The sequence below is a fragment of the Amycolatopsis sp. NPDC006125 genome (genome assembly GCF_040614195.1).
In the GTDB taxonomy this organism is placed as follows: Bacteria; Actinomycetota; Actinomycetes; order Mycobacteriales; family Pseudonocardiaceae; genus Amycolatopsis_E; species Amycolatopsis_E tucumanensis.
This window is the reverse complement of record NZ_JBEXTZ010000015.1, coordinates 88,408-107,941: the sequence shown is the minus strand read 5'-3', so window position 1 is coordinate 107,941 and position 19,534 is coordinate 88,408. Positions and strand designations below refer to the sequence as shown.

The following is a 19,534-nucleotide window of genomic DNA, read 5'->3' as shown; positions in this document are numbered from 1 at the left end:
CTCGGCGATCCGTCTGAAGCCGTGGACCGGCTAGACCCCGGCCTGCTCCGTGAGCCGAGCCCGCAGCCGGAGGACCGCGCGGGTGTGCAGCTGGCTGACCCGCGACTCGGTGACGCCGAGGACGCGACCGATCTCGGCGAGCGTCAGCCGTTCGAAGTAGTAGAGGCTGACCACGATCCGGTCGCGTTCGGTGAGCTGCGCGATGGCCTCGGCGAGCTGGCGGCGGTTGTCCCGGTCGACGAGGACGGCGACGGGGTCGATGGCGTCGTCGTCGGGGAGCGTGTCGACCAGCGAACCGCTCTCCCGGCCTGCCGCCATGAGGTCCTCGAGCGCGACGACGCTGGTCAGCTGGAGCTGGCTGTAGAGGTCACGCAGCTCGTCGAGGGTGATGCCCAGCTCGGCCGCGACCTCGGTGTCGGTCGGGGTGCGGCGCAGCCGGCCGCCGAGACGTTCGAGCGCGCGCTCCACTTCGCGGGCGCGGCTGCGCACGACGCGAGGCACCCAGTCCTGCGAGCGCAGGTCGTCGAGGATCGCGCCGCGAATCCGCTGCATCGCGTAGGTCTCGAACCGCAGGCCGCGCTCGGGTTCGAACTTCTCGATGGCGTCGATCAAGCCGAAGATGCCGGACTGGATGAGGTCGCTGACGTCGACGTGCGTGGGCAGCCCGGTGCCGACCCGCCCGGCGACGTACTTGACCAGCGGCGCGTAGTGCAGGACCAGGCGCTCGCGCAGCCGCTGCTCCGGGCGTTCACGGAACTCGCGCCACACCGCCTGGATCGCGGAGTCACCGTCTCCCGCGCTCCGGGCGGCCGACCCACCGACTGGAGCGGTGCTGGTGCCCGCCGTGCCACCGGCCTGCGCCTCACTGTCCGCGACCGCGCCAGTGGTCGCAGACGCTTCCGCGCCGCCGGGTGTCCCTGCACCGGCTTGGGAATCGCCGCTCGGGTTGGCCCCGGCCTGCGCCTCAGCATCAGTCGCGAGCGCGTCACTCCGAGGACCGAGGTCCGGAATGGGCGCGCCGGCGGGGTCGCTCCGAAGCCCACTGTCCGGTTCGGACTCGGGCAGCGTCGGGTGTCCGGCCTGCTCGGGAGCAGGGCGGGCAGGGGTAGCTCGCAAATCGGCCGTCACACGGAAACCGTTCTCGGTAGCGGGCTCAGGTCGTTCTCCGGGCTCGTACGGGACGGGCGGTGTCAACGATCCTGCCTGCCGTCCTCCGAGGTCATCGGGATCGGGGGTGGGCTTGGTCATGGATCGCCTTCAACCGCTCGACGGTCACGTGGGTGTAGAGCTGTGTCGTGGCAAGCGTAGCGTGACCGAGTAGCTCCTGAACGCTGCGAAGGTCGGCACCGCCCTCCAGCAGGTGCGTTGCCGCGGTGTGCCGCAGTCCGTGCGGACCCATGTCGGCCGCCGAGGGCACCGCGTCGAGGGCCTCGTGCACCACCCGCCGGACCGTTCTCGGGTCCAGCCGGCCGCCCCGGACGCCGAGGAACAGCGCGGACACGTGCGGCTTCGCCACCGCACCCGCCACCGCCGGACGGCCGTGGTCGAGCCAGCCGCGCAACGCGCGGTCGGCCGGCGCGCCGAACGGGACCATGCGCTCCTTGCCGCCCTTGCCGAGGACACGGACGAGCCTGCGGCCGAAGTCCACGTCGTCGACGTCGAGCCCGCACAGCTCGGACACCCGCACACCCGTCGCGTAGAGCAGCTCGAGGACAGCGAGATCACGCAAGGTGACCGGTTCCTGCTGCGCCGCGCCGCTGCCCGCGGCCGTCAGGACGTCCTCGGCCTCGTCCGGCCGCAGCACCGGCGGCAGGGTCCGGTGCACGCGTGGCGCGACCAGCTTCGCACCCGGGTCGTGGTCGAGCGCGCCCTGGCGACGGGCCCAGGCGGTGAAGGTCCGTGCCGAGGCCGCTCTCCGCGCGAGGGTGGTCCGGCCGGCTCCCCCGTTGCGCTGGTCGGCGAGCCAGGCCCGCAGCGTCCCGATGTCCAGGCCCTTGAGCGCGGCGACGTCCGGCTGCGGCTCCTCACCGTGCAGGAACCCCAGCAGGGACACCACATCCCCGACATACGCGCGCACCGTGTGCGGGGACAGCCCTCGTTCGAGCCCGAGGTGGCGTTCGTAGGCGTCGACCAGCTCGGCGGCGGCGCGCGGCAGGGCGTCCCGGAGGGCGTGCAGGTCCGTTTTGCGGCCCCGAGATTCCCGTGCGGACATGGTTGTTCACGCTGCGCGAAGGGACGCGTGCGGTCAAGCATCGCCACACCGGCGGCAGATGACGATCGCATCACCTCCTCGACCTGCGACGCCAGCCGCTCTCGCAGCGCACGGCGAACTCGTCGAGTTCGAGGGCGGGCAGCAGCGCCCGGACCCGGGCGACCGGCACCCCGGATTCGGTGGCGACCTGCTCGGCGGATTTGCCCTCGCGCCGGTCGAGCGCCTCGTGGACGCGCAGGGCGTCCGGCCCGAGACCGTCCGTCGGCCGTTTCGAGCGGACCTTCTCGGGCCGGGGAGTGCCCAGCCGCCCGACGGTTTCGATCACGTCGTCGACCGAGGCCACGAGGGTGGCGCCGGACTCGCGGATCAGTTCGTGACAGCCGATCGACAACGCGGAGGTGATCGGCCCGGGCACGGCCATCACGACCTTGCCGAGCGCGCCGGCCGTGGTCGCGGTGTTGCGGGCGCCACTGCGGCGGCCCGCCTCCACGACGATGGTGCCCTCGCTGAGCGCGGCGATGAGGCGGTTGCGGACGAGGAAGCGGTGGCGGGCCGGCGGTGTGCCCGGCGGGTACTCGCTGACGACGAGACCGCCGTGCTCGGCGATCTTGTCGAGCAGGACGACGTGCCCAGCGGGGTACCCGGCGTCGAGACCGCAGCCGAGCAACGCGACCGTGGTGCCGCCGACAAAGAGGGCGCCGCGGTGTGCCGCGCCGTCGACCCCGTACGCGGCGCCGGAGAAGACTGACACGCCCTGGCCGGCTAACGCGGAGGCGAAGTCGCCCGCAACGTGCTCGCCGTAGCCGGTGGCTGCTCGCGCGCCGACGATCGCCACGGCCTGCTCGGTGGCCTCGTCGAAGCGGACTTGGCCGCGCACCCACAACGCGAGCGGCGGGGCGACGCCCTGCACACCACGGCTGGCGGCGAGTTGGAGGGACAGGAGCGGCCAGCCCGGCCACTCGTCGTCCTCCGGGATCAGCAGCCGCATGCCGAGGCGAGCGCCTTCGTCGAGGTCGCGCTGGGCGTGGTCGTGCGTGCGGCGGGCCTCGGTTTCGTCGCGGACGCGGTTGGGACAGTCGCCGGCGCGGATCGCCTCAGCCGCCGCGACGGGTCCGTGCTGAGCGACGAAGTCGACGACGGCGGGTGCCGGCGGCTCGGCGACACGGACCAGGTAGGAGCGGGCAAGGCGCTCTGCGTCGAGCTTGGCGCTGACGGGCTCGGGGGTGGTCGTCATGCGGCCCTCCCCGCGTGGCGTCTCGGTGCGGGAGCAGGGACGAGGCGCGCCACGGCCGGTGCCGGAGCGGTGTAGAGGAATGTCAGAGGTTCTTGCAGCCCTCCGTGGAGGCCGGATGGCGACATGCTCCTGACCAGTGCCGAGGTGGCGCGGCGCGAACGTTGAAGGCTCATGCGGCCCGTCACGGATGCCGGTGTCAGAACCGGGGTTGTGAGATGAGCCGTGGCAAGCGGTGAGGTCCGAGGGCTAATGCGGCCCTCCCCGAATGCCCGGTACCGAAGCACGGGCGACGACGCGCGCCATGGCCGGTGCCTGAGCGGTGCGGAGGAGTGGCGGAGGCTCGTGCAGCCCTCCGTGTGTGAACTGCCTGCGCCTTGGCCAGGGCCGAGGTTGCGCAGCGAACGTCGAGGGCTCATGCCGCCCTCCGGTCTCGGAACTCCAGCGCGGCGGCGACGTGGTCGGCTTGGGGTTCGTCGGCGTCGGCGAGGTCGGCCAGCGTCCAGGCGATCCGGAGGCACCTGTCGACGCCCCGGGCGGTCACCGTGCCGCGTTCCAGGCTTCGGTTCAGCAGGGCTGTCGTCGTGGGTGGGAGGGCGAACTCGCGGTGCAGGGCGGGGCCGGGGACCTCGGCGTTGGTCTTCCAGCCGTGCTCGCTCCAGCGGGCGGCGGCGCGGTCGCGGGCGGCCAGGACACGTTTGCGGACCACCTCCGTCGGCTCGGGCTCGCTGCTCTCGTGGCGGCCCATCGCCGTCATCGGGCGGAGCCGGACGCGCAGATCGACGCGGTCGAGCAGCGGGCCGGACAACCTGCTGAGGTAGCGGCGGCGCTCGGTCGGTGAGCACGTGCAGTCGGTTTCGCGGGGTGGCGCGCACGGGCACGGGTTAGTGGCCATCACGAGCTGGAAGCGCGCCGGGTAGCGGACCGAACCGCGGGCGCGGGCGATGCTGACCTCGCCCTCCTCCAGGACCGTGCGCAGGGAGTCCAGCCGCTGCGATCCGAATTCCGCCGCTTCGTCCAGGAAGAGGACCCCGCGGTGGGCGCGGCTGATCAGGCCCGGTGTGGCGATGCCCGCGCCGCCACCGATGAGCGCGGCCTCGGACACCGAGTAGTGCGGCGCGACGAACGGCGGGACTTTGATCAGCGGGGACTCGGGTGTCAGTTTGCCGTTGATCGAATGCACGGCAGTGACTTCGAGCGACTCCTCCGGCGAGAGCATGGGCAGGAGACCGGGCAGTCGCTTGGCGAGCATGGTCTTCCCCACGCCCGGCGGACCGGTGAGGAGGAGGTGGTGCGCGCCTGCGGCCGCCACTTCGAGCGCCCAGCGCGCCTCGGGTTGGCCGACGACGTCCGCCAGATCCAGCCCCTTGGGCGGCTCGCTCTCGGTGGGTGGCTCTGGCCGGGCCAGGGCGTTTTCGCCCTCGAGCCAGGCAAGGACGTCCCGCAGCCTCGCCGCGCCGTAGACCTCGAGGCCGTCGACCAGTGCAGCTTCGAACAGCGTCCCGGACGGGACGATCGCGCGCTTGATCCCTTCCTTGCGCGCCGCGAGCAGGCCGGGCAGGACTCCGCGGACTTCGCGCACCCGGCCGTCGAGCGCCAGCTCGCCCAGCAGGACCGTGCCGAGCAGCCGAGTGGCCGGGACCTTGCCCGCGGACGCGAGGATGGCCACCGCGATCGCGAGGTCGTAGCCAGAACCGAGCTTGGGCAGGTTCGCCGGGAACAGGCCGAGGGTGAGCTTGTCCTCCGGCCAGTGCTGGCCCGAGTTGCGGATGGCCGAGCGGACCCTGTCTTTCGCTTCGCGCAGGCCGGCGTCGGGCAGGCCGATCATCTTGATCCCGGGCAGGCCACCGCCCAGGTCGGCCTCGACCTCGACCAGGCGGCCGTCGAGGCCGACGAGTGCCACCGACCAGGCGCGTCCGAGCGGCATCAGAACGCTCCCGGGATGTGGCGGACGCGGGGCTCGCCGTCGCCATCCGCGTAGACCGCGACGACGTCGAAGCGGACCCGGCACCAGCCGACGCGGTGGATGCTCAACCACTGCCCGGCGAGGCGCCGGATGCGGGCGACCTTGTCCTCGGTGACCGCCTCCGCGGGATCGCCGAAGCTCTCCCGGGTGCGGGTCTTGACCTCGCAGATGACCAGGGTGCGGCCGTTGGTGGCGATGAGGTCGAGCTCGCCCTGGCGGCAGCGCCAGTTCCTGGCCAGCACGACGAAGCCGAGCTTCTGCAGGTGGCGCGCGGCGATGTCCTCGCCCCGGCGGCCGAGTGTCAGGTGGCGGGCGGGTCTGGCCGCGGTGGTCATGGCTGGTCCCCCAAGGTCGGTGGTCGTTCACTGCCTTCGACGGTGCCATGACCTGCGGTTTCGCCGACAGAGCGAGTTGCCGGGCCTGTGGACAAGTGAGGTGTTGTGGACAAACCGCGGTGGGGTGCGGCTCGGTGGGGCGGAAATGTCGGTCCCGGGTGGTAGGGGCGGCGGGCGGGAGATGAGAGCTGGGGTTGGAGGCGCGCGGGCGGCCGGGAGCCCAGGTGAAGGCGGGAAAGGCCCGGGCAGCGGTCGGGATCCGGGTCGAGATGGGAAACGGGCCGCGCCGCGCCCGGAGTGAGGGCAGGAGCAGAGTCGAGACGTGGGTGGCGCCGGGGGAACGGCTGGTGGGGGGCGCCGGGAGGCCGACGGCCGGTGAGGTCACGCCGGGAGGCGGACCCGTAGGTCGCGCCGGGAGGCAGACCCCGGTGGGTGGCGCCGGGGGACGGCTGCTGGGGCGCGCCAGGTGGCGGACGGCCGTGTGGCGCGCCAGGTGGCGGACGGCCGTGTGGCGCGCCGGGAGGCCGACGGCCGGTGAGGTCACGCCGGGAGGCAGACCCCCGGTGGGTGGCGCCAGGGGCAGACGGCCGCTGGGGGGGCGCCCGGGGCGGACGGCTGTTCGGTCGCCCCAGGGGGCAGACGGCCGCTGGGCGACGCCGGGAGGCAGACGGCCGGTGGCTCGCGCCAGGAGGCAGACGCCAGGTAGACGACGACAGGGGCAGACAGCCGCTGGGTGATGCCGGGAGGCGGGCGGCCGGTGGGTGGCGCCGGGAACGGACGGCTGGGGGTCGCACCAGGAGGCAGACGGCCGGTGGGTGGCGCCGGGGACGGACGGCTGGGGGTCGCGCCAGGAGGCGGACGGCCGCTGGGGGGCGCCAGGGGGCAGGCCCGGGTAGGTGGCGCAAGGGGCAGACGGCCGGTGCGGTGCGGCGGTCAAAGAAGAGGGACGTCCCGCTGGGGGACGTCCCTCGTCGAGCTTGGGGTGTCAGCTGGAGAACGGGCCCTCTTCGGGGAGCCTCAGCTCTGGCTTTTCCAGCTCCTCCACGTTCACGTCCTTGAAGGTGATCACGCGGACGTTCTTGACGAACCGGGCAGGGCGGTACATGTCCCACACCCACGCGTCGGACATGCGGACCTCGAAGTAGACGTCTCCCCCGCTGTCCCTGACCTGCACGTCCACCGCGTTGGCCAGGTAGAACCGCCGCTCGGTCTCCACCACGTACGAGAACTGGCTGACGATGTCGCGGTACTCGCGGTACAGCGACAGCTCCATCTCGGTCTCGTACTTCTCGAGATCCTCTGCGCTCATGAAATCCGCGCCCCTCCTCGCGAGTTCGACCGGTCTCCGGCGGCGGAACTCCCATTCTGAACCACGGTGCCCTCCAGAGCACGTACCGGAGCATCGGACTGCCCCAATGCAGCAGCGGTGAGCATGACCTTCCGCGGTGGTCGCAGACCGTGGGCGGCGGCCGCCGCTGCCACATTGGTGTACGACCACCGGTGTACCTCACACGGCCCGTGTTCGACGAGCGCCGCGCCGTGGTCCGCGGTCGTGTACCCCTTGTGCACATCGAATCCGTACATCGGGTACTCCAGGTGCGTCTCGGCCATGATCCGGTCCCGCGTCACCTTGGCCAGCACCGACGCGGCCGCCACGCACGCGACCGCTCGGTCCCCCTTGATCACCGGCACGCTCGGCGCCGGCAGACCCGGCACCTTGAAACCGTCCGTCAGCACGTACCCGGGGCACTCCCGCAACCCCGCCACCGCCCGGCGCATGCCCTCGATGTTCGTGACATGAATGCCGAGCTGATCCACCTCTTCGGGCGAAATGACGACGATCGAGTAGTCCAGGGCGCGCACCAGGAGCCGCTCGTAGACCCGCTCCCTGGCCAGCGCGGTGAGCAGCTTCGAGTCGTTCAGCTCCGCCAGCCGGGCCGCGTCCCCCGGCCGTAGCACGCACGACGCGACCACCAGCGGACCCGCGCAGGCCCCGCGGCCCGCCTCGTCGACCCCGGCCACCGGGCCGAGACCACGCCGGTCGAGCGCCGACTGCAGACCCCACGCCGTCTCACCCCGGACGATCGCCCTGGGCGGGCGAAAGGAGGCCAGAACCGCCGAAGACCTACCCAACCTGGTTACCGCTTTCGCTCGACCGCCTCGCGCACCTTCGAGCCCAGTCGCCGTCCGCCCCACACCGCGGGCCACGCGGCGACGACCCCGAACCCGAGCGGAACGCCTTCCTGCCACGCCGGAGCGCTCATGCCGAGCGCGGCCGGCTGCGCGGCGGCCTGCGGGTTGTGGTCGCTGACCCCGCCCCACCGGCTGGGTGGCAACACGATGATGCGTGCCTTGCCGATGATGTTGTCCACCGGGACGGCACCGCGGACCCCGCCGCCGCCCTGGCAGCGCGAGTCGCACGAGTCGTTGCGGTTGTCGCCCATCACCCAGACGTAGCCGTCCGGCACCGTCACCGGATCGAACGGCTCCTGCCGCTGGTTGTCCGGATTCTGCCAGTGGATGTAGGGCTCGTCGAGGGCCTTGCCGTCGACGACGACCCGGTTCTGGGCGTCACAGCACTCGACGGTCTGGCCACCGGTCGCGATGATCCGCTTGACGAAGTCGCGCTCGTCCGGCGGCGCCAGCCCGAACACCGAGCCGATGTTCTGGAAGAACCGCACGACCGCGTTACCCGACCGCTCGGTCGCGACCTCGTTCTCCACCCACGGCTCCGGGCCCTTGAACACCACGACATCACCCGGTTCGGGGTCGGTGAAGTCGTAGGTGATCTTGTCGACGAGGACCTTGTCGCCGTAGCACCCGGTGCACCCGTGGAGCGTGGTCTCCATCGACCCCGAAGGAATCGTGTAGACCCGCGCCAGGAATTGCTGGAACACGAATGCCAGCGCCAGCGCGACGACGATCAGAATCGGGAGTTCGACCCAGAACGAGCGCTGTTTCTTGGGTTTACGGCGGCGCCGTTTCCCATTTGCGCCGGCATCGGCACTCTCGTCCGGTTCCGGGCGTTCGGGCTCGTCCTCAGCGGCGCTGGAGGGCACAGGTTCGACCACTTCGCCAGGCTATCGGAGAACGTCCGATCCCTCAGGACGCGGTCGGAGCCTCGCGGCGCTCCTTGATCTTGGCGGCCTTGCCGCGCAGCTCGCGCAGGTAGTACAGCTTGGCGCGACGCACGTCACCGCGCTTGTGCACCTCGATCTTCGCGATGTTCGGGCTGTGCACCGGGAAAGTGCGCTCCACACCGACACCGAACGAAACCTTGCGCACGGTGAAGGTCTCGCGAATACCGCCACCCTGGCGGCGGATCACGACGCCCTGGAAAACCTGAACACGCTCACGGTTTCCCTCGATGACGCGAACGTGCACCTTCAGCGTGTCACCCGGGCGGAAGTTCGGGATGTCGGAACGCAGCGACTGAGCGTCCAGGGCGTCCAGGGTGTTCATCGGGAGTCCGTCCTCGTCCTTCGTCTGTCTGGCAGTCATCCGAGCACGCGCACGCTCACTTACGGCAGGCGACCCGGGGGCTTGTGGCAGGCACGCACCACTGGCACGGCCAACCTGTCAAGTATTGCAGACGCGTCCCCGGCCGGATCACCCGGCCTGCCGCTGCTCGGACCGGACACGGTCGAGCACGGCGAGATCGCGCTGGTCCAGCGTACCTTCCGGCAACCGGTCGAGGAGATCGGGGCGGCGCAGGAGGGTCCGTTCGAGGGCCTGGTCGCGCCGCCAGCGGTCGATCAGCGCGTGGTTGCCCGACCGCAGCACCTCGGGCACGGACAGGTCGCGCCACACCTCGGGGCGCGTGTAGCTGGGGCCTTCGAGCAGGCCGTCGGAGAAGGAGTCCTGCTCGGCCGACACGGGGTTGCCCAGCACGCCGGGCAGCAGCCGCACCGTGGCCTCGACCATGACGAGCACCGCGGCTTCGCCACCGACCAGCACGTAGTCGCCGATGGACACCTCGTCGACCGGCATCCGGCGTTCGGCGTCGTCGATCACGCGCTGGTCGATGCCCTCGTAGCGGCCGCAGGCGAACACGAGGTGCTTCTCGCGGGCGTACGAGTGCGCCATCTCCTGGGTGAAGGGGCGGCCCGCCGGGGTCGGCACGACCAGCCGGGTCTCCGGACCGCACACCGCGTCCAGCGCGTCGCCCCAGACCTGGGGCTTCATGACCATGCCCGGACCACCGCCGTAGGGCGCGTCGTCGACCGCGCGGTGCACGTCGTGGGTCCAGTCCCGCAGATCGTGCACCCCGACCTCGATCAGCCCGCGCTCGATGGCGCGGCCCAGCAGCGCGGCCCGCAGCGGGTCCAGGTATTCGGGGAAGATGGTGACGACGTCGATCCGCACGGCGCGAGCGTAACCAGCCCGTCAGCCGGCGTCGTCGAGCAGGCCCTCGGGCGGATCGACCACGACGCGGCCGCCCTTGACGTCCACCACGGGGACGATGGCCTGCACGAACGGCACGAGGACGGTGCGCCCGTCGCGGTCGAGCGCGAGCAGCTCGCCGTGCGGGGCGTGCACGACCTCGGTGACGGTGCCGATCACCTCGCCGTCGCTCAGCTCGGCGCGCAGACCCTCGAGTTCGTGGTCGTAGAACTCGTCCGGGTCGTCCGATGGCGGGAGGTCGGCGGTGTCGGCGAGCAGCAGGGCGCCGCGCAGGGCCTCGGCGGCCTCGCGCGTCACCACCTGCTCGAACGTGACCAGCAGCCGCCCGCTGTGTGGGCGGGCGGCTGCGACGGTCAGCGGGCGCGTGGTGCCGTCGCGGAAACGCGCGGTCACCGTCGCGCCGTCGCGGAAGCGTTCCTCGGGCGAGTCGGTCCGGATGTCCACGGCGAGTTCACCGCGCACACCGTGGGCCTTGGCGACCCGCCCGACGACGACGTCCACGGATGGGTCAGCGGTCGGTGTCGACGACGTCCACGCGGACGCCGCGGCCACCGATGCCGCCCATGACGGTGCGCAGCGCGGTCGCTGTCCGGCCGCCACGGCCGATGACCTTGCCGAGGTCGTCCGGGTGGACGTGGACCTCGAGCGTGCGACCGCGGCGGGTGGTGATCAGGTCGACCCGGACGTCGTCCGGGTTGTCCACGATCCCCCGCACCAGGTGTTCGAGGGAGTCGGCGAGGAAGCTCACGCCTCGTCCTTCGCCGCCTCGTCGTCGGCCTTCTTGGCCGACTTCTTCTTCGGGGTGGTGGCCTCGTTGGCGGGCTCGTCACCGGCAGCCGCGAGGGCCGCGTTGAACAGCTCCTCCTTGGTCGGCTTCGGCGCGGCGGTCTTCAGCGTGCCCTCGGCGCCCGGCAGGCCCTTGAACTTCTGCCAGTCACCGGTGATCTCCAGGATGCGCTGCACCGGCTCGGTCGGCTGCGCGCCGACACCCAGCCAGTACTGGGCGCGCTCGGAGTCGACCTCGATGAAGCTCGGCTCGGACTTCGGGTGGTACTTGCCGATCGACTCGATCGCCTTGCCGTCCCGGCGGGTGCGGGCGTCGGCGACGATGATGCGGTAGTACGGCGCACGGATCTTGCCGAGGCGCTGGAGCTTGATCTTGACGGCCACGGTGTGTGGGTACTCCTTGGTTCTCTGCGTGCTCGCGGGTGTCGGGTCACGATCCGTGTGGGGACACCGGACGAGTACCCGAAGCTTTCGGTCGCCACGGCACGGTGAGAGGGCCCGGCCGCAGCAGGCAAGCGACTATTCTGCCAGACCCGTTCGCGTGGCTCGCAGGCGGCGTCTAGATCGCCATGACGCCCAGCGCCGTGAGCAGCATCGCCACGGCGGGCAGGAAGTTGTTCATCTGGTGCGCCACGATGCTGCCGAGCAGGCGGCCGGTGAACAACCGGGCCAGGCCGATCGGGATGGCGATCACCAGCAGCAGCGTGGTGCGCAGCGGCTCCAGGTGGCTGGCCGCGAACACCGCGGTGGACAGCAGGAACGCCGCCAGCCGCGCCCACTTCTCCTGGCCCCAGTGCAGCCGCTCGACCGCGCCCCACAGCAGGCCGCGGTAGATGACCTCCTCGCAGATCGGCCCGAGCAGCCACAGGTAGGCGAACATCACGATCGCCGCGCTCACCGACATCGGCTGTTCCTCGACCAGGGCGCTGATCGCCGAGCCGGCGTTCGCCTCGCCCACCGCCTGGGTCCAGATGAACGCGCTCACGGTGGTCAGGACCAGCCCGAACGAGCCGAGTTTGAGGCCGAGCTTCACGTCGTCCCAGCGCCAGGACAACCGCAGGTCGGCCAGCGGCCCGTTGCCGCGCACCTTGGTGATCAGGATGGCGACCAGCGCGGCGAGGACGGTCGGGGCCATCGTGCCGATCAGCACGTCCCGCGCGGGCAGCGGCTGACCGGGCGGCGCCGGGCCGAGCAGGACGCTGACGAACGCGGCGGAGGCCAGCAGGACGGCCTCGACGACCAGGAAGGCGCCGAACCCCCAGCGGTGCGACGGCGCCGGCTCCGCGGTGGCCGGCAGATCAGGCGGATCGAGCTCGCCCGGATGTGCCGTCACGGCTCGCCTCCCTCTGATCCTCGCCCAGCACCTACCGAGCCTAGTCGCCATGGTCGTTCCGCTCAGGACCCGGTGAACAGCAGCAACGCCGGGGCCAGGTTGTTCGCCGCGTGCGCGACGAAACTCGCCCCCACCCGTCCGGTCCGCCAGCGGGCCGCGCCGATCACCAGCCCCTGCGCGAGCAGCGCCAGCGTGCGGGTCGGCTCGCCGTGCAGGTAGGCGAAGACGACCGCGGTGAGCACGAGGATCACCCACTGCGGGACGCGGTGGTGCTCGAGCGCTCCCCACAGCGAGCCGCGCATCAGCAGCTCCTCGGCCATGGGCGTGGCGACCACGACGACGAGCGCGGCCAGCGCGAGCCAGACGAACTCGTCCCGGCCGCCGTCCTCGGCGAGGTCGGTGAGCGGGCTGTCGGAGACGCGGTCGGTGCCGTAGATGCCCAGCAGCACCAGGTTCACCAGGTAGCCGGCGAGCAGGGCGAGCGCACCGCAGGCCAGGCCCACCTTGACGTCGCGCAGCGTCGGGAGCCAGCCGAAGTCGCGCCGCGGCCCGCTCCCCCAACGGCGCGACGCGACCAGCGGGGCGAGGCCGAGCAGGACGCTGGGCACGAACGCGAGCAACAGCACCGGACCGACGTCGAGCAGTTCCAGCGGGTCGACGCTGGCTTGCCCGGAACGCAACGCAGTCATCACGACGGTGACGAGGTGGTAGCCGCCGAGGCCGGCGAAGAACGCGACGAAACCCCAGTGGGCGCCGAAGACCAACCGGTTCCGCACGTCCTCGCCGATGCCCTGGCCCACCCTCGACGCGCTCATGGAGTTCAGGCTATGTGGCTGGGCGCGATCAATCGACCCCGGGGCGTGAGCGGTGTCACCGGATCCGCAGGCCGACGGCGACCGGGTACCGGTGTGGCGAGCGCGGTCGGTGCGGCGCTAGCGGGGGTTGCCGGAGGCGTCGGCGACGAGCTCTCCGCGACGTTCGGCGCCCGACCGCCCGACGTGCACCCTGATTTCGACCGGTTCCCCGCGGCGCGGGCGGGTCACCTCGACGCGCAGCACGTCCGTGGCGTCGGGGTAGCGCTGGCGCGCCTGGTCGATCAGGCCCGGGACCGCGCCGAAGTCGACCTCGTCCAGGGCGAACGCGTAGTCGGGATCCGGCCCTGCCGCGTCGCCCGGGGCCGGTGAGAGGTCGCCGTCGCGGTAGATCACCGCGCGGTCGCCGCGCTGGCCGCGGATGACGTCGTGCTCGATGTGGATCGCGTCGTAGGTGGTGGCGACGCTGCGCAGCTCCTCGACGCCGGTCTCCAGGCCCTCGGCGGTCAGCAGGTCCGGGCCACCGAACAGTTCCGCGCGCAGCGGGAGCAGGCCGGCGACGACCAGCACGACCGTCGCGACGGTGACCCGCTTCCAGTCGGCGGCTGCGCGGCCGTTCATCCGGGCGACGACCAGCGCGAAGACGGCGGCGAGCGTGGCCGCCGCACCCACCCCGAAGGCCGCCAGGTAGACGCCCTCCCCCAGGACGAGCCCGCCGACGACGCCGACGACGAGCAGGGCCAGCGGGACCGCGTAGAGCAGTCCCAGCGACTTGATGATCTTCACTCGGACATCTTGTTCAAGGATCGATCGGGACGGTAGCGGCATTTCGGCCGTCAGTGGCGGAGAGGGAAGGGGGGCGGGGGCTCGCGTTGGGTGCTGGGGAGCGGATCGGCGGGGCGCGACGGCGCCTGCTGGCCGGTGCTTGGGGCCCAGTGGGGCAGCTGATGAGCTGATCGGCAGGGCGGCGGGTGCTGGGGCGGCGCGGGCGGCAGGTGCAGCAGGACGGCAGGCGGTATGGCAGCGGGGCGGCTGGGCAGGCGAGGGCGGCGGGGGGCCAGGGGCGAACCGTGCAGAGGGCGGGCAGCCCTGCGGGCCAGGCAGCAACCCGGGGCAGAGCGGGCAGCCCTGCGGGCCAGCCGGGTAGAGCGGGCAGCCCAGCGGGCCAGGCAGCAACCCGCACAGCCCAGCGAGCCAGACGGGCAGAGCGGGCAGCCCTGCAGGCCAGGCAGCAACCCGCACAGCCCAGCGGGCCAGACGGGCAGGGCTACCAGCGCCGTAGGGCGGGCAGCAGGGCGCCCAGCGGCTGGGCGACCGGAGCGGCTCGGGCAGCGCGGAGCGGGCGGCAGCACAACAGGACGCCAGCGCAGCGGCGCGCCTCGGCGGCGCAGGGCGGCAGAGGGAAAGCGGCGCCGCCAAACCACGCCCCCGCGGAGGCGGTGTCGGTGAACCCTCAGCGGATGATCGCGCCGCGGAGGACTATGTGCCTGGGTGTGCGCAGGGCGGAGAGGTCCTCGCGCGGGTCGGTGTCGTAGACCAGGAAGTCGGCTGGGGCGCCCTCGGTGATGATGGGGTGTCCGAGCCACTTCCGGGCCGCCCAGGAGCCTGCGGCGAGCGCCTGCTCCGCGGTCATCCCCGCGCGGTGGAGGGCTTCCAGTTCGTCCACGAGCCGTCCGTGGGCGATCATGCCTCCCGCGTCGCTGCCCGCGTAGACCGCCACACCGGCGTCGAGTGCGTTTCCGACCAGCTCGCCGACCCTCGCGTGCAGCGCCCTCATGTGGGCGGCGTACACCGGGTACTTGCCGGCCGCGTCCGCGATGCCCGGGAAGTTCTCGATGTTGATCAGCGTCGGCACCAGCGCCGTGCCCCGGCGGGCCATTTCGGCCAGCAACGACGGGTCCAGGCCGGTGCCGTGCTCCAGGCAGTCGATGCCCGCGTTGATCAACCCCGGCAACGCGTCCTCGCCGAAGACGTGCGCCGTCACGCGAGCTCCGGCCTCGTGGGCGACCTTGATCGCCTCGGCCAGCACGTCGTCCGGCCACAGCGGCGCGAGATCGCCCACCGAACGGTCGATCCAGTCCCCCACCAGCTTGACCCAGCCGTCACCGTCCGCGGCCTGCTCGGCGACCGCCGCGGGCAGCTCGTCCGGGTGCGACAGGTCGATGCCCAGCCCGGGGATGTAGCGCTTGGGCAGCGCGAGGTGCCGCCCGGACCGGATGATCCGCGGCAGGTCGGCGCGCTCCTGCAGGGGGCGGGTGTCGATCGGCTGGCCGCAGTCGCGGATCAGCAGCGTCCCCGCGTCCCGGTCGGCCAGCGCGTTGACCACCGCGCCGTCCAGATCCGTCGGCCCGCCCGGCCCGATCGCCGGGTGGCAGTGGGCGTCCACCAGCCCCGGCACCAGGAAACCGTCCGCCACCAGGGTCCGCGCGCCCTCGACCGGGGAGAACGTGACCCTGCCGTCGCTGATCCAGACGTCGCGCTGCTCACCGTCGGGCAGCACCACCCCGCGCAGGTGCATCTACTTGTTCTTCGGCAGCTTGAACTTGGACGGGTCGAAACCGGGCACGTCGTTCATGCCGCCGCCCAGCTGGGACAGGTCGGGCATGCCGCCGCCGGCGCCGCCGGGCGGGAGCATCGGCATGCCGCCGGGGAACCCGCCGCGCACCTTGGGCTGCGTGGGGCCCTTGCCCTTCTTCCCCTTCTTGCCCTTCTTGCGCTTGGTCGCGCTGCCACCGCCGAAGCCGAAGCGGCCGGCCATCTGCTGCATCATCTTGCGGGCCTCGAAGAACCGGTTCACCAGGTCGTTGACCTCGCGAACAGTCACACCCGAACCCTGCGCGATGCGCTGACGGCGAGAACCGTTGATCATCTTCGGATCGGCCCGCTCGGCCGGGGTCATGCCGCGGATGATCGCCTGCAGGCGGTCCAGGTGCTTGTCGTCGACCTGCGCGAGCTGGTCCTTCATCTGCCCCGCGCCGGGCAGCATGCCGAGCAGGTTGCCGATCGGGCCCATCTTGCGGACCGCGAGCATCTGCTCCAGGAAGTCCTCCAGCGTGAGCTGGCCGGTGCCCAGCTTCGCCGCGGCCTTCTCGGCCTGCTCCTGGTCGAAGGCCTGCTCGGCCTGCTCGATCAGGGTGAGCAGGTCGCCCATGCCGAGGATCCGGCTGGCCATCCGGTCCGGGTGGAAGGTGTCGAAGTCCTCGAGCTTCTCACCGTTGGAGGCGAACAGGATCGGCTGGCCGGTGACCTGCCGGACGGACAGCGCCGCACCACCGCGGGCGTCACCGTCGAGCTTGGTCAGCACCACACCGGTGAAGCCGACGCCGTCGCGGAACGCCTCGGCCGTGGTGACCGCGTCCTGACCGATCATCGCGTCGACGACGAACAGGATCTCGTCCGGCTGGACCGCGTCGCGGATGTCCGCGGCCTGCTTCATCAGCTCCTCGTCGACACCGAGCCGTCCGGCGGTGTCGACGATCACGATGTCGTGCTGCGCGTGCTTGGCCTCGTCGATGCCGCGGCGGGCGACGTCCACCGGGTCGCCGACGCCGTTGCCCGGCTCGGGCGCGAACGTCTGCACCCCGGCGCGCTCGCCGACGACCTGCAGCTGCGTGACCGCGTTGGGGCGCTGGAGGTCACAGGCGACCAACAGCGGCGCGTGGCCCTGCTTCTTCAGGAACAACGCGAGCTTGCCCGCCAGCGTCGTCTTACCGGAACCCTGCAGACCGGCGAGCATGATCACCGTCGGCGGGTTCTTGGCCAGGCTCAGCCTGCGGGTCTCGCCGCCGAGGATGCCGATGAGCTCCTCGTTGACGATCTTGATGACCTGCTGCGCCGGGTTGAGGGCCTCGGAGACCTCGGCGCCCTTCGCGCGTTCCTTGACGTGCGCGATGAACTCCCGGACGACGGGCAGCGCGACGTCGGCCTCCAGCAGCGCGATGCGGATCTCGCGCGCGGTGGCGTCGATGTCGGCGTCGGTCAGCTTCCCCTTGCCCCGCAGGTTCTGCAGGACCGAAGTGAGCCGGTCGGAGAGGGTGTCGAACACGGGTGTGCACGCTCCAGCTGGTCGTGGTTGTCCGCCTGCGGCGTCCCACCAGGGTAGCCGCTCGTGGCGGGTGACCTGTCAGGCCTGCCGTTCGACGAGCAGCCGCATCCCGCCGGGTTCCAGCAGCACCACGCACGGGACCAGCTCGGTCGTGTCGTACTCGGAGCCCAGCACCTGCTCGTGGATCACCTCCGCCCAGCCCGAGTCCGCGCCGGCCACGAACAGCTCGTCCGGGCAGGGCAGGCCGACCACCAGCCGCTCCGTGCCGAGGTTGCGGGACATCTGCGCGGCGAAGTCGTCCAGCGCCAGCGCGGAGCCGGCCAGCCAGTTCTCGCGGGTGAGGTGCAGCAGGTCGCCGCGCTCGCCGCGGTGGCCGGTGACGCGCAGGCCGCGCTTGAGGTTCGCGCCCGCCTCGGCCATCAGCTCGGCGAACGGCGGCGAGCCCAGCTCCTGGTAGCCGTGGGTGGTGACGTGGTGCATGCCGACGGTGCCGCGCGGGGTGGGGCCGACGTGGGCGAGTGCGACGGACAACCGGCCGGGCACCAGCGGGTGGTGCGGGACCGCACCGAGCACCTCGGCCCGCGGCGACGACGCGCTCCACAGCACCGGCAGCAGCTCCGGCTCGGGGGCGGCCTGCTCCGCCAGCACTCGCTCGGCCTCGGCGAACGCGGCCGCCCAGCCGTCCGGGCCCGGGCGGTCGAAGCTGTAGGTCTGCCGGATGCCGGGGAACATCAGCGCCACGAACCCGAGGTCCTCGGCGGAGGGCTCCCACTCGCTGTACACGGCGGCGACGTCCCCCGGCTGGACCTGGCGCTCGGCGCGCACCTGGGCCCACGCCTGCCGCAGGGCGTCGTCCGCCACGGTGGGGGCACTCGCGACGACCGGTTCGTCCAGGCCGTGGAGCTGGAAGGCGAAGAGGTTCTGCGTCACGTCCGTGTTCACGCCGCGCTCACCAGCCCCGCCAGCGCCGGGTGGGCGCGGCCGACGTCGATCGTGGTGACGGAGTACTCGGCGACACCGGCCCGCACGAACGGGTCCTCGGTGGTGATGGCCAGTGCCGCGGCCCGGTCGACGCCACGCGCGAGGATCGCGCCGCCCTCGCTCGCGGGCACCGTCTGCCCCGACGCGATGAACGTGCCCGCGGCGTGGTGCCGCTCGAGGTACTCGACGTGGCCGGCGATGTGCGGCTCCACGTCCGCCTCGCTCCCCAGGTAGCGCAGGATCAGCAGATGCAGCATGCGCGACATCCAACCGCGCATGGGAAAGTGCGGGTGGCCCGCCCCCTCGCCGGGCCACCCGCACACGCACGCCGCGACCGCCGGTCCCCCGGTGCTCGCCGTACCCCCAGTCCCAGCGAGTCCCTCCGGACATCCGTGGCGTGATGTCCCAAGACTGCCGGTTCCGCGAGGCACGGGGCAGCGTGAAGACCCCCAAGTAGTGGTAGGTAGATCTACTCAGGAACCGCGTGCGCGCAGGGGTGTGACCCGCATCGCGCGGGTGCGTGACGCGGGTTCGGGCAAAAAGATTTCAGCGCTGCGACTTGGGCGCCGACTTCGCCTTCGACGTGGCCTTGCGCGCCCGGCCCTTCGCCTCCGCGGCCTTCTTCGCGGCCGCCTTGGCCTTCGCGACGCCCTGGTCGGCGTCGGTGCGGTCCTGCGCGCTGCTCTGCAACGCCTGCAGCAGTTCGGTGACGGCCTCGTCCTGGATCGCGGCGGTCGGGCGGACCACCTCGCGGCCCTCGACCTTCGCGTCGACCAGGTCCTGCAGCGCGGCCGCGTAGCCGTCGGCGAAGGCGGACGGCTCGAAGTCGCCGGAGAGGTTCTCGATGAGGTTCGCCGCGGCCCGCAGCTCGGGCATGCGCACGTCGATGTCCTCGTGCAGGAACGGGAAGTCGGGACGGCGGACCTCGTTCGGCCAGTGCATCGTGTCGAGCACGATCAGCTGGTCGCGCACCCGCAGCGCGCCCAGGGTCTCCCGCTGCCGGATCGCGACCTTCACCAGCGCGACGCGGCCCGCGGTGAGCAGCGCCTCGGCCAGCAGCACGTACGGCTTCGTGGCCGGGACCTCGGGCTCCAGGTAGTAGCTCTTGATGAAGTAGACCGGGTCGATCTGCGACGGCGGGACGAACCCGCACACCTGGATCGAGTGAGCGCTTTCCGGCGCCAGTGACGCCAGTTCCGCCTCGGACAGGACGACGACGTCGCCGCCGGGCAGGGCGTAGCCGCGGCCGACCTCCTCCGCCGGGATCTCCGCGCCGTCGACCTCGCAGACCCGTTTGAACCGCAGCCGCCCGCCGTCGGTCAGGTGCAGCTGGTGCAGACCGCTGCCGGGCTCCTCGGTGGCGCTGTACGCCTTCACCAGGATGGCGAAGCTGCCGACCCCGATCGTGCCCTTCCAGACTGTCCGCATC

Annotated in this window: 21 protein-coding genes; all 21 read right to left on the bottom strand. The window is 72.0% G+C overall.

The annotated features are described in order from the left end of the window. Positions 1–30: 30 nt before the first annotated feature. The 21 genes from ABZ193_RS10640 to ABZ193_RS10540 all read right to left on the bottom strand — a co-directional run bounded on the left by ABZ193_RS10640 (position 31) and on the right by ABZ193_RS10540 (position 19,533). The gene (locus ABZ193_RS10640) at positions 31–1,065 is read right to left on the bottom strand and encodes a FliA/WhiG family RNA polymerase sigma factor (protein WP_354709658.1); all 1,035 of its coding nucleotides are present in this window, start codon (positions 1,063–1,065) and stop codon (positions 31–33) included. A 154-nt stretch (positions 1,066–1,219) separates the two neighbouring features. Continuing rightward, complete coding sequence (locus ABZ193_RS10635) at positions 1,220–2,212, bottom strand: tyrosine recombinase XerC (protein ID WP_354709657.1); 993 nt, start codon at positions 2,210–2,212, stop codon at positions 1,220–1,222. A gap of 70 nt (positions 2,213–2,282) precedes the next feature. Next, positions 2,283–3,446: a DNA-processing protein DprA gene (dprA, locus tag ABZ193_RS10630; RefSeq protein ID WP_237336321.1), complete on the bottom strand. Its 1,164-nt coding sequence runs from the start codon at positions 3,444–3,446 to the stop codon at positions 2,283–2,285. A gap of 412 nt (positions 3,447–3,858) precedes the next feature. Then, positions 3,859–5,370, bottom strand: coding sequence for a YifB family Mg chelatase-like AAA ATPase (locus ABZ193_RS10625; RefSeq protein ID WP_020418159.1), 1,512 nt, complete (start codon positions 5,368–5,370; stop codon positions 3,859–3,861). Further along, positions 5,370–5,744: a YraN family protein gene (locus ABZ193_RS10620; protein ID WP_237336322.1), complete on the bottom strand. Its 375-nt coding sequence runs from the start codon at positions 5,742–5,744 to the stop codon at positions 5,370–5,372. Before ABZ193_RS10620 ends, ABZ193_RS10625 begins: the two co-directional genes overlap by 1 nt. Positions 5,745–6,729: 985 nt before the next feature. After that, on the bottom strand, positions 6,730–7,053 hold the full coding sequence (locus ABZ193_RS10615; RefSeq protein ID WP_017987585.1) for a DUF2469 domain-containing protein: 324 nt from the start codon (positions 7,051–7,053) through the stop codon (positions 6,730–6,732). Further along, entirely contained in the window at positions 7,050–7,829 is a 780-nt protein-coding gene (locus tag ABZ193_RS10610) for a ribonuclease HII (protein ID WP_027931788.1), read from the bottom strand. Before ABZ193_RS10610 ends, ABZ193_RS10615 begins: the two co-directional genes overlap by 4 nt. 53 nt (positions 7,830–7,882) lie before the next feature. Then, positions 7,883–8,815 (bottom strand): signal peptidase I, encoded by a 933-nt coding sequence (gene lepB / locus ABZ193_RS10605; protein WP_020418156.1) that lies wholly within the window; start codon positions 8,813–8,815, stop codon positions 7,883–7,885. Between the two features lie 31 nt (positions 8,816–8,846). Beyond that, the gene (rplS, locus tag ABZ193_RS10600; RefSeq protein WP_017987582.1) at positions 8,847–9,206 is read right to left on the bottom strand and encodes a 50S ribosomal protein L19; all 360 of its coding nucleotides are present in this window, start codon (positions 9,204–9,206) and stop codon (positions 8,847–8,849) included. A 147-nt stretch (positions 9,207–9,353) separates the two neighbouring features. Beyond that, positions 9,354–10,109 carry a tRNA (guanosine(37)-N1)-methyltransferase TrmD gene (gene trmD / locus ABZ193_RS10595; protein ID WP_354709655.1) on the bottom strand — a complete coding sequence of 252 codons (756 nt, stop codon included), beginning with the start codon at positions 10,107–10,109 and terminating at the stop codon, positions 9,354–9,356. A 21-nt stretch (positions 10,110–10,130) separates the two neighbouring features. Continuing rightward, positions 10,131–10,649: a ribosome maturation factor RimM gene (rimM, locus tag ABZ193_RS10590; protein ID WP_017987580.1), complete on the bottom strand. Its 519-nt coding sequence runs from the start codon at positions 10,647–10,649 to the stop codon at positions 10,131–10,133. 7 nt (positions 10,650–10,656) lie between these two features. Continuing rightward, a complete protein-coding gene (locus ABZ193_RS10585) occupies positions 10,657–10,896 on the bottom strand; it encodes an RNA-binding protein (protein ID WP_017987579.1) in 240 nt (79 codons plus the stop codon). Then, positions 10,893–11,318, bottom strand: coding sequence for a 30S ribosomal protein S16 (gene rpsP / locus ABZ193_RS10580; RefSeq protein WP_020418154.1), 426 nt, complete (start codon positions 11,316–11,318; stop codon positions 10,893–10,895). The genes ABZ193_RS10585 and rpsP overlap by 4 nt, the downstream gene beginning before the upstream one ends. A 175-nt stretch (positions 11,319–11,493) precedes the next feature. After that, the gene (locus ABZ193_RS10575; RefSeq protein ID WP_020418153.1) at positions 11,494–12,267 is read right to left on the bottom strand and encodes a type II CAAX endopeptidase family protein; all 774 of its coding nucleotides are present in this window, start codon (positions 12,265–12,267) and stop codon (positions 11,494–11,496) included. Between the two features lie 62 nt (positions 12,268–12,329). Continuing rightward, positions 12,330–13,082 (bottom strand): type II CAAX endopeptidase family protein, encoded by a 753-nt coding sequence (locus ABZ193_RS10570; RefSeq protein WP_162146040.1) that lies wholly within the window; start codon positions 13,080–13,082, stop codon positions 12,330–12,332. A 117-nt stretch (positions 13,083–13,199) separates the two neighbouring features. Beyond that, positions 13,200–13,865 carry a hypothetical protein gene (locus ABZ193_RS10565; protein WP_354709653.1) on the bottom strand — a complete coding sequence of 222 codons (666 nt, stop codon included), beginning with the start codon at positions 13,863–13,865 and terminating at the stop codon, positions 13,200–13,202. Positions 13,866–14,532: 667 nt separating this feature from the next. Further along, a complete protein-coding gene (locus tag ABZ193_RS10560) occupies positions 14,533–15,597 on the bottom strand; it encodes an amidohydrolase family protein (protein WP_354709652.1) in 1,065 nt (354 codons plus the stop codon). Beyond that, on the bottom strand, positions 15,598–17,124 hold the full coding sequence (gene ffh, locus ABZ193_RS10555) for a signal recognition particle protein (RefSeq protein WP_017987574.1): 1,527 nt from the start codon (positions 17,122–17,124) through the stop codon (positions 15,598–15,600). Positions 17,125–17,202: 78 nt separating this feature from the next. Next, positions 17,203–18,066, bottom strand: a complete 864-nt coding sequence (locus ABZ193_RS10550) for a hypothetical protein (RefSeq protein ID WP_354709651.1) — start codon at positions 18,064–18,066, stop codon at positions 17,203–17,205. Beyond that, positions 18,063–18,362: a YciI family protein gene (locus tag ABZ193_RS10545; protein WP_020418148.1), complete on the bottom strand. Its 300-nt coding sequence runs from the start codon at positions 18,360–18,362 to the stop codon at positions 18,063–18,065. The genes ABZ193_RS10550 and ABZ193_RS10545 overlap by 4 nt, the downstream gene beginning before the upstream one ends. A gap of 289 nt (positions 18,363–18,651) precedes the next feature. Next, on the bottom strand, positions 18,652–19,533 hold the full coding sequence (locus ABZ193_RS10540; protein WP_354709650.1) for a Ku protein: 882 nt from the start codon (positions 19,531–19,533) through the stop codon (positions 18,652–18,654). Position 19,534 lies beyond the last annotated feature (1 nt).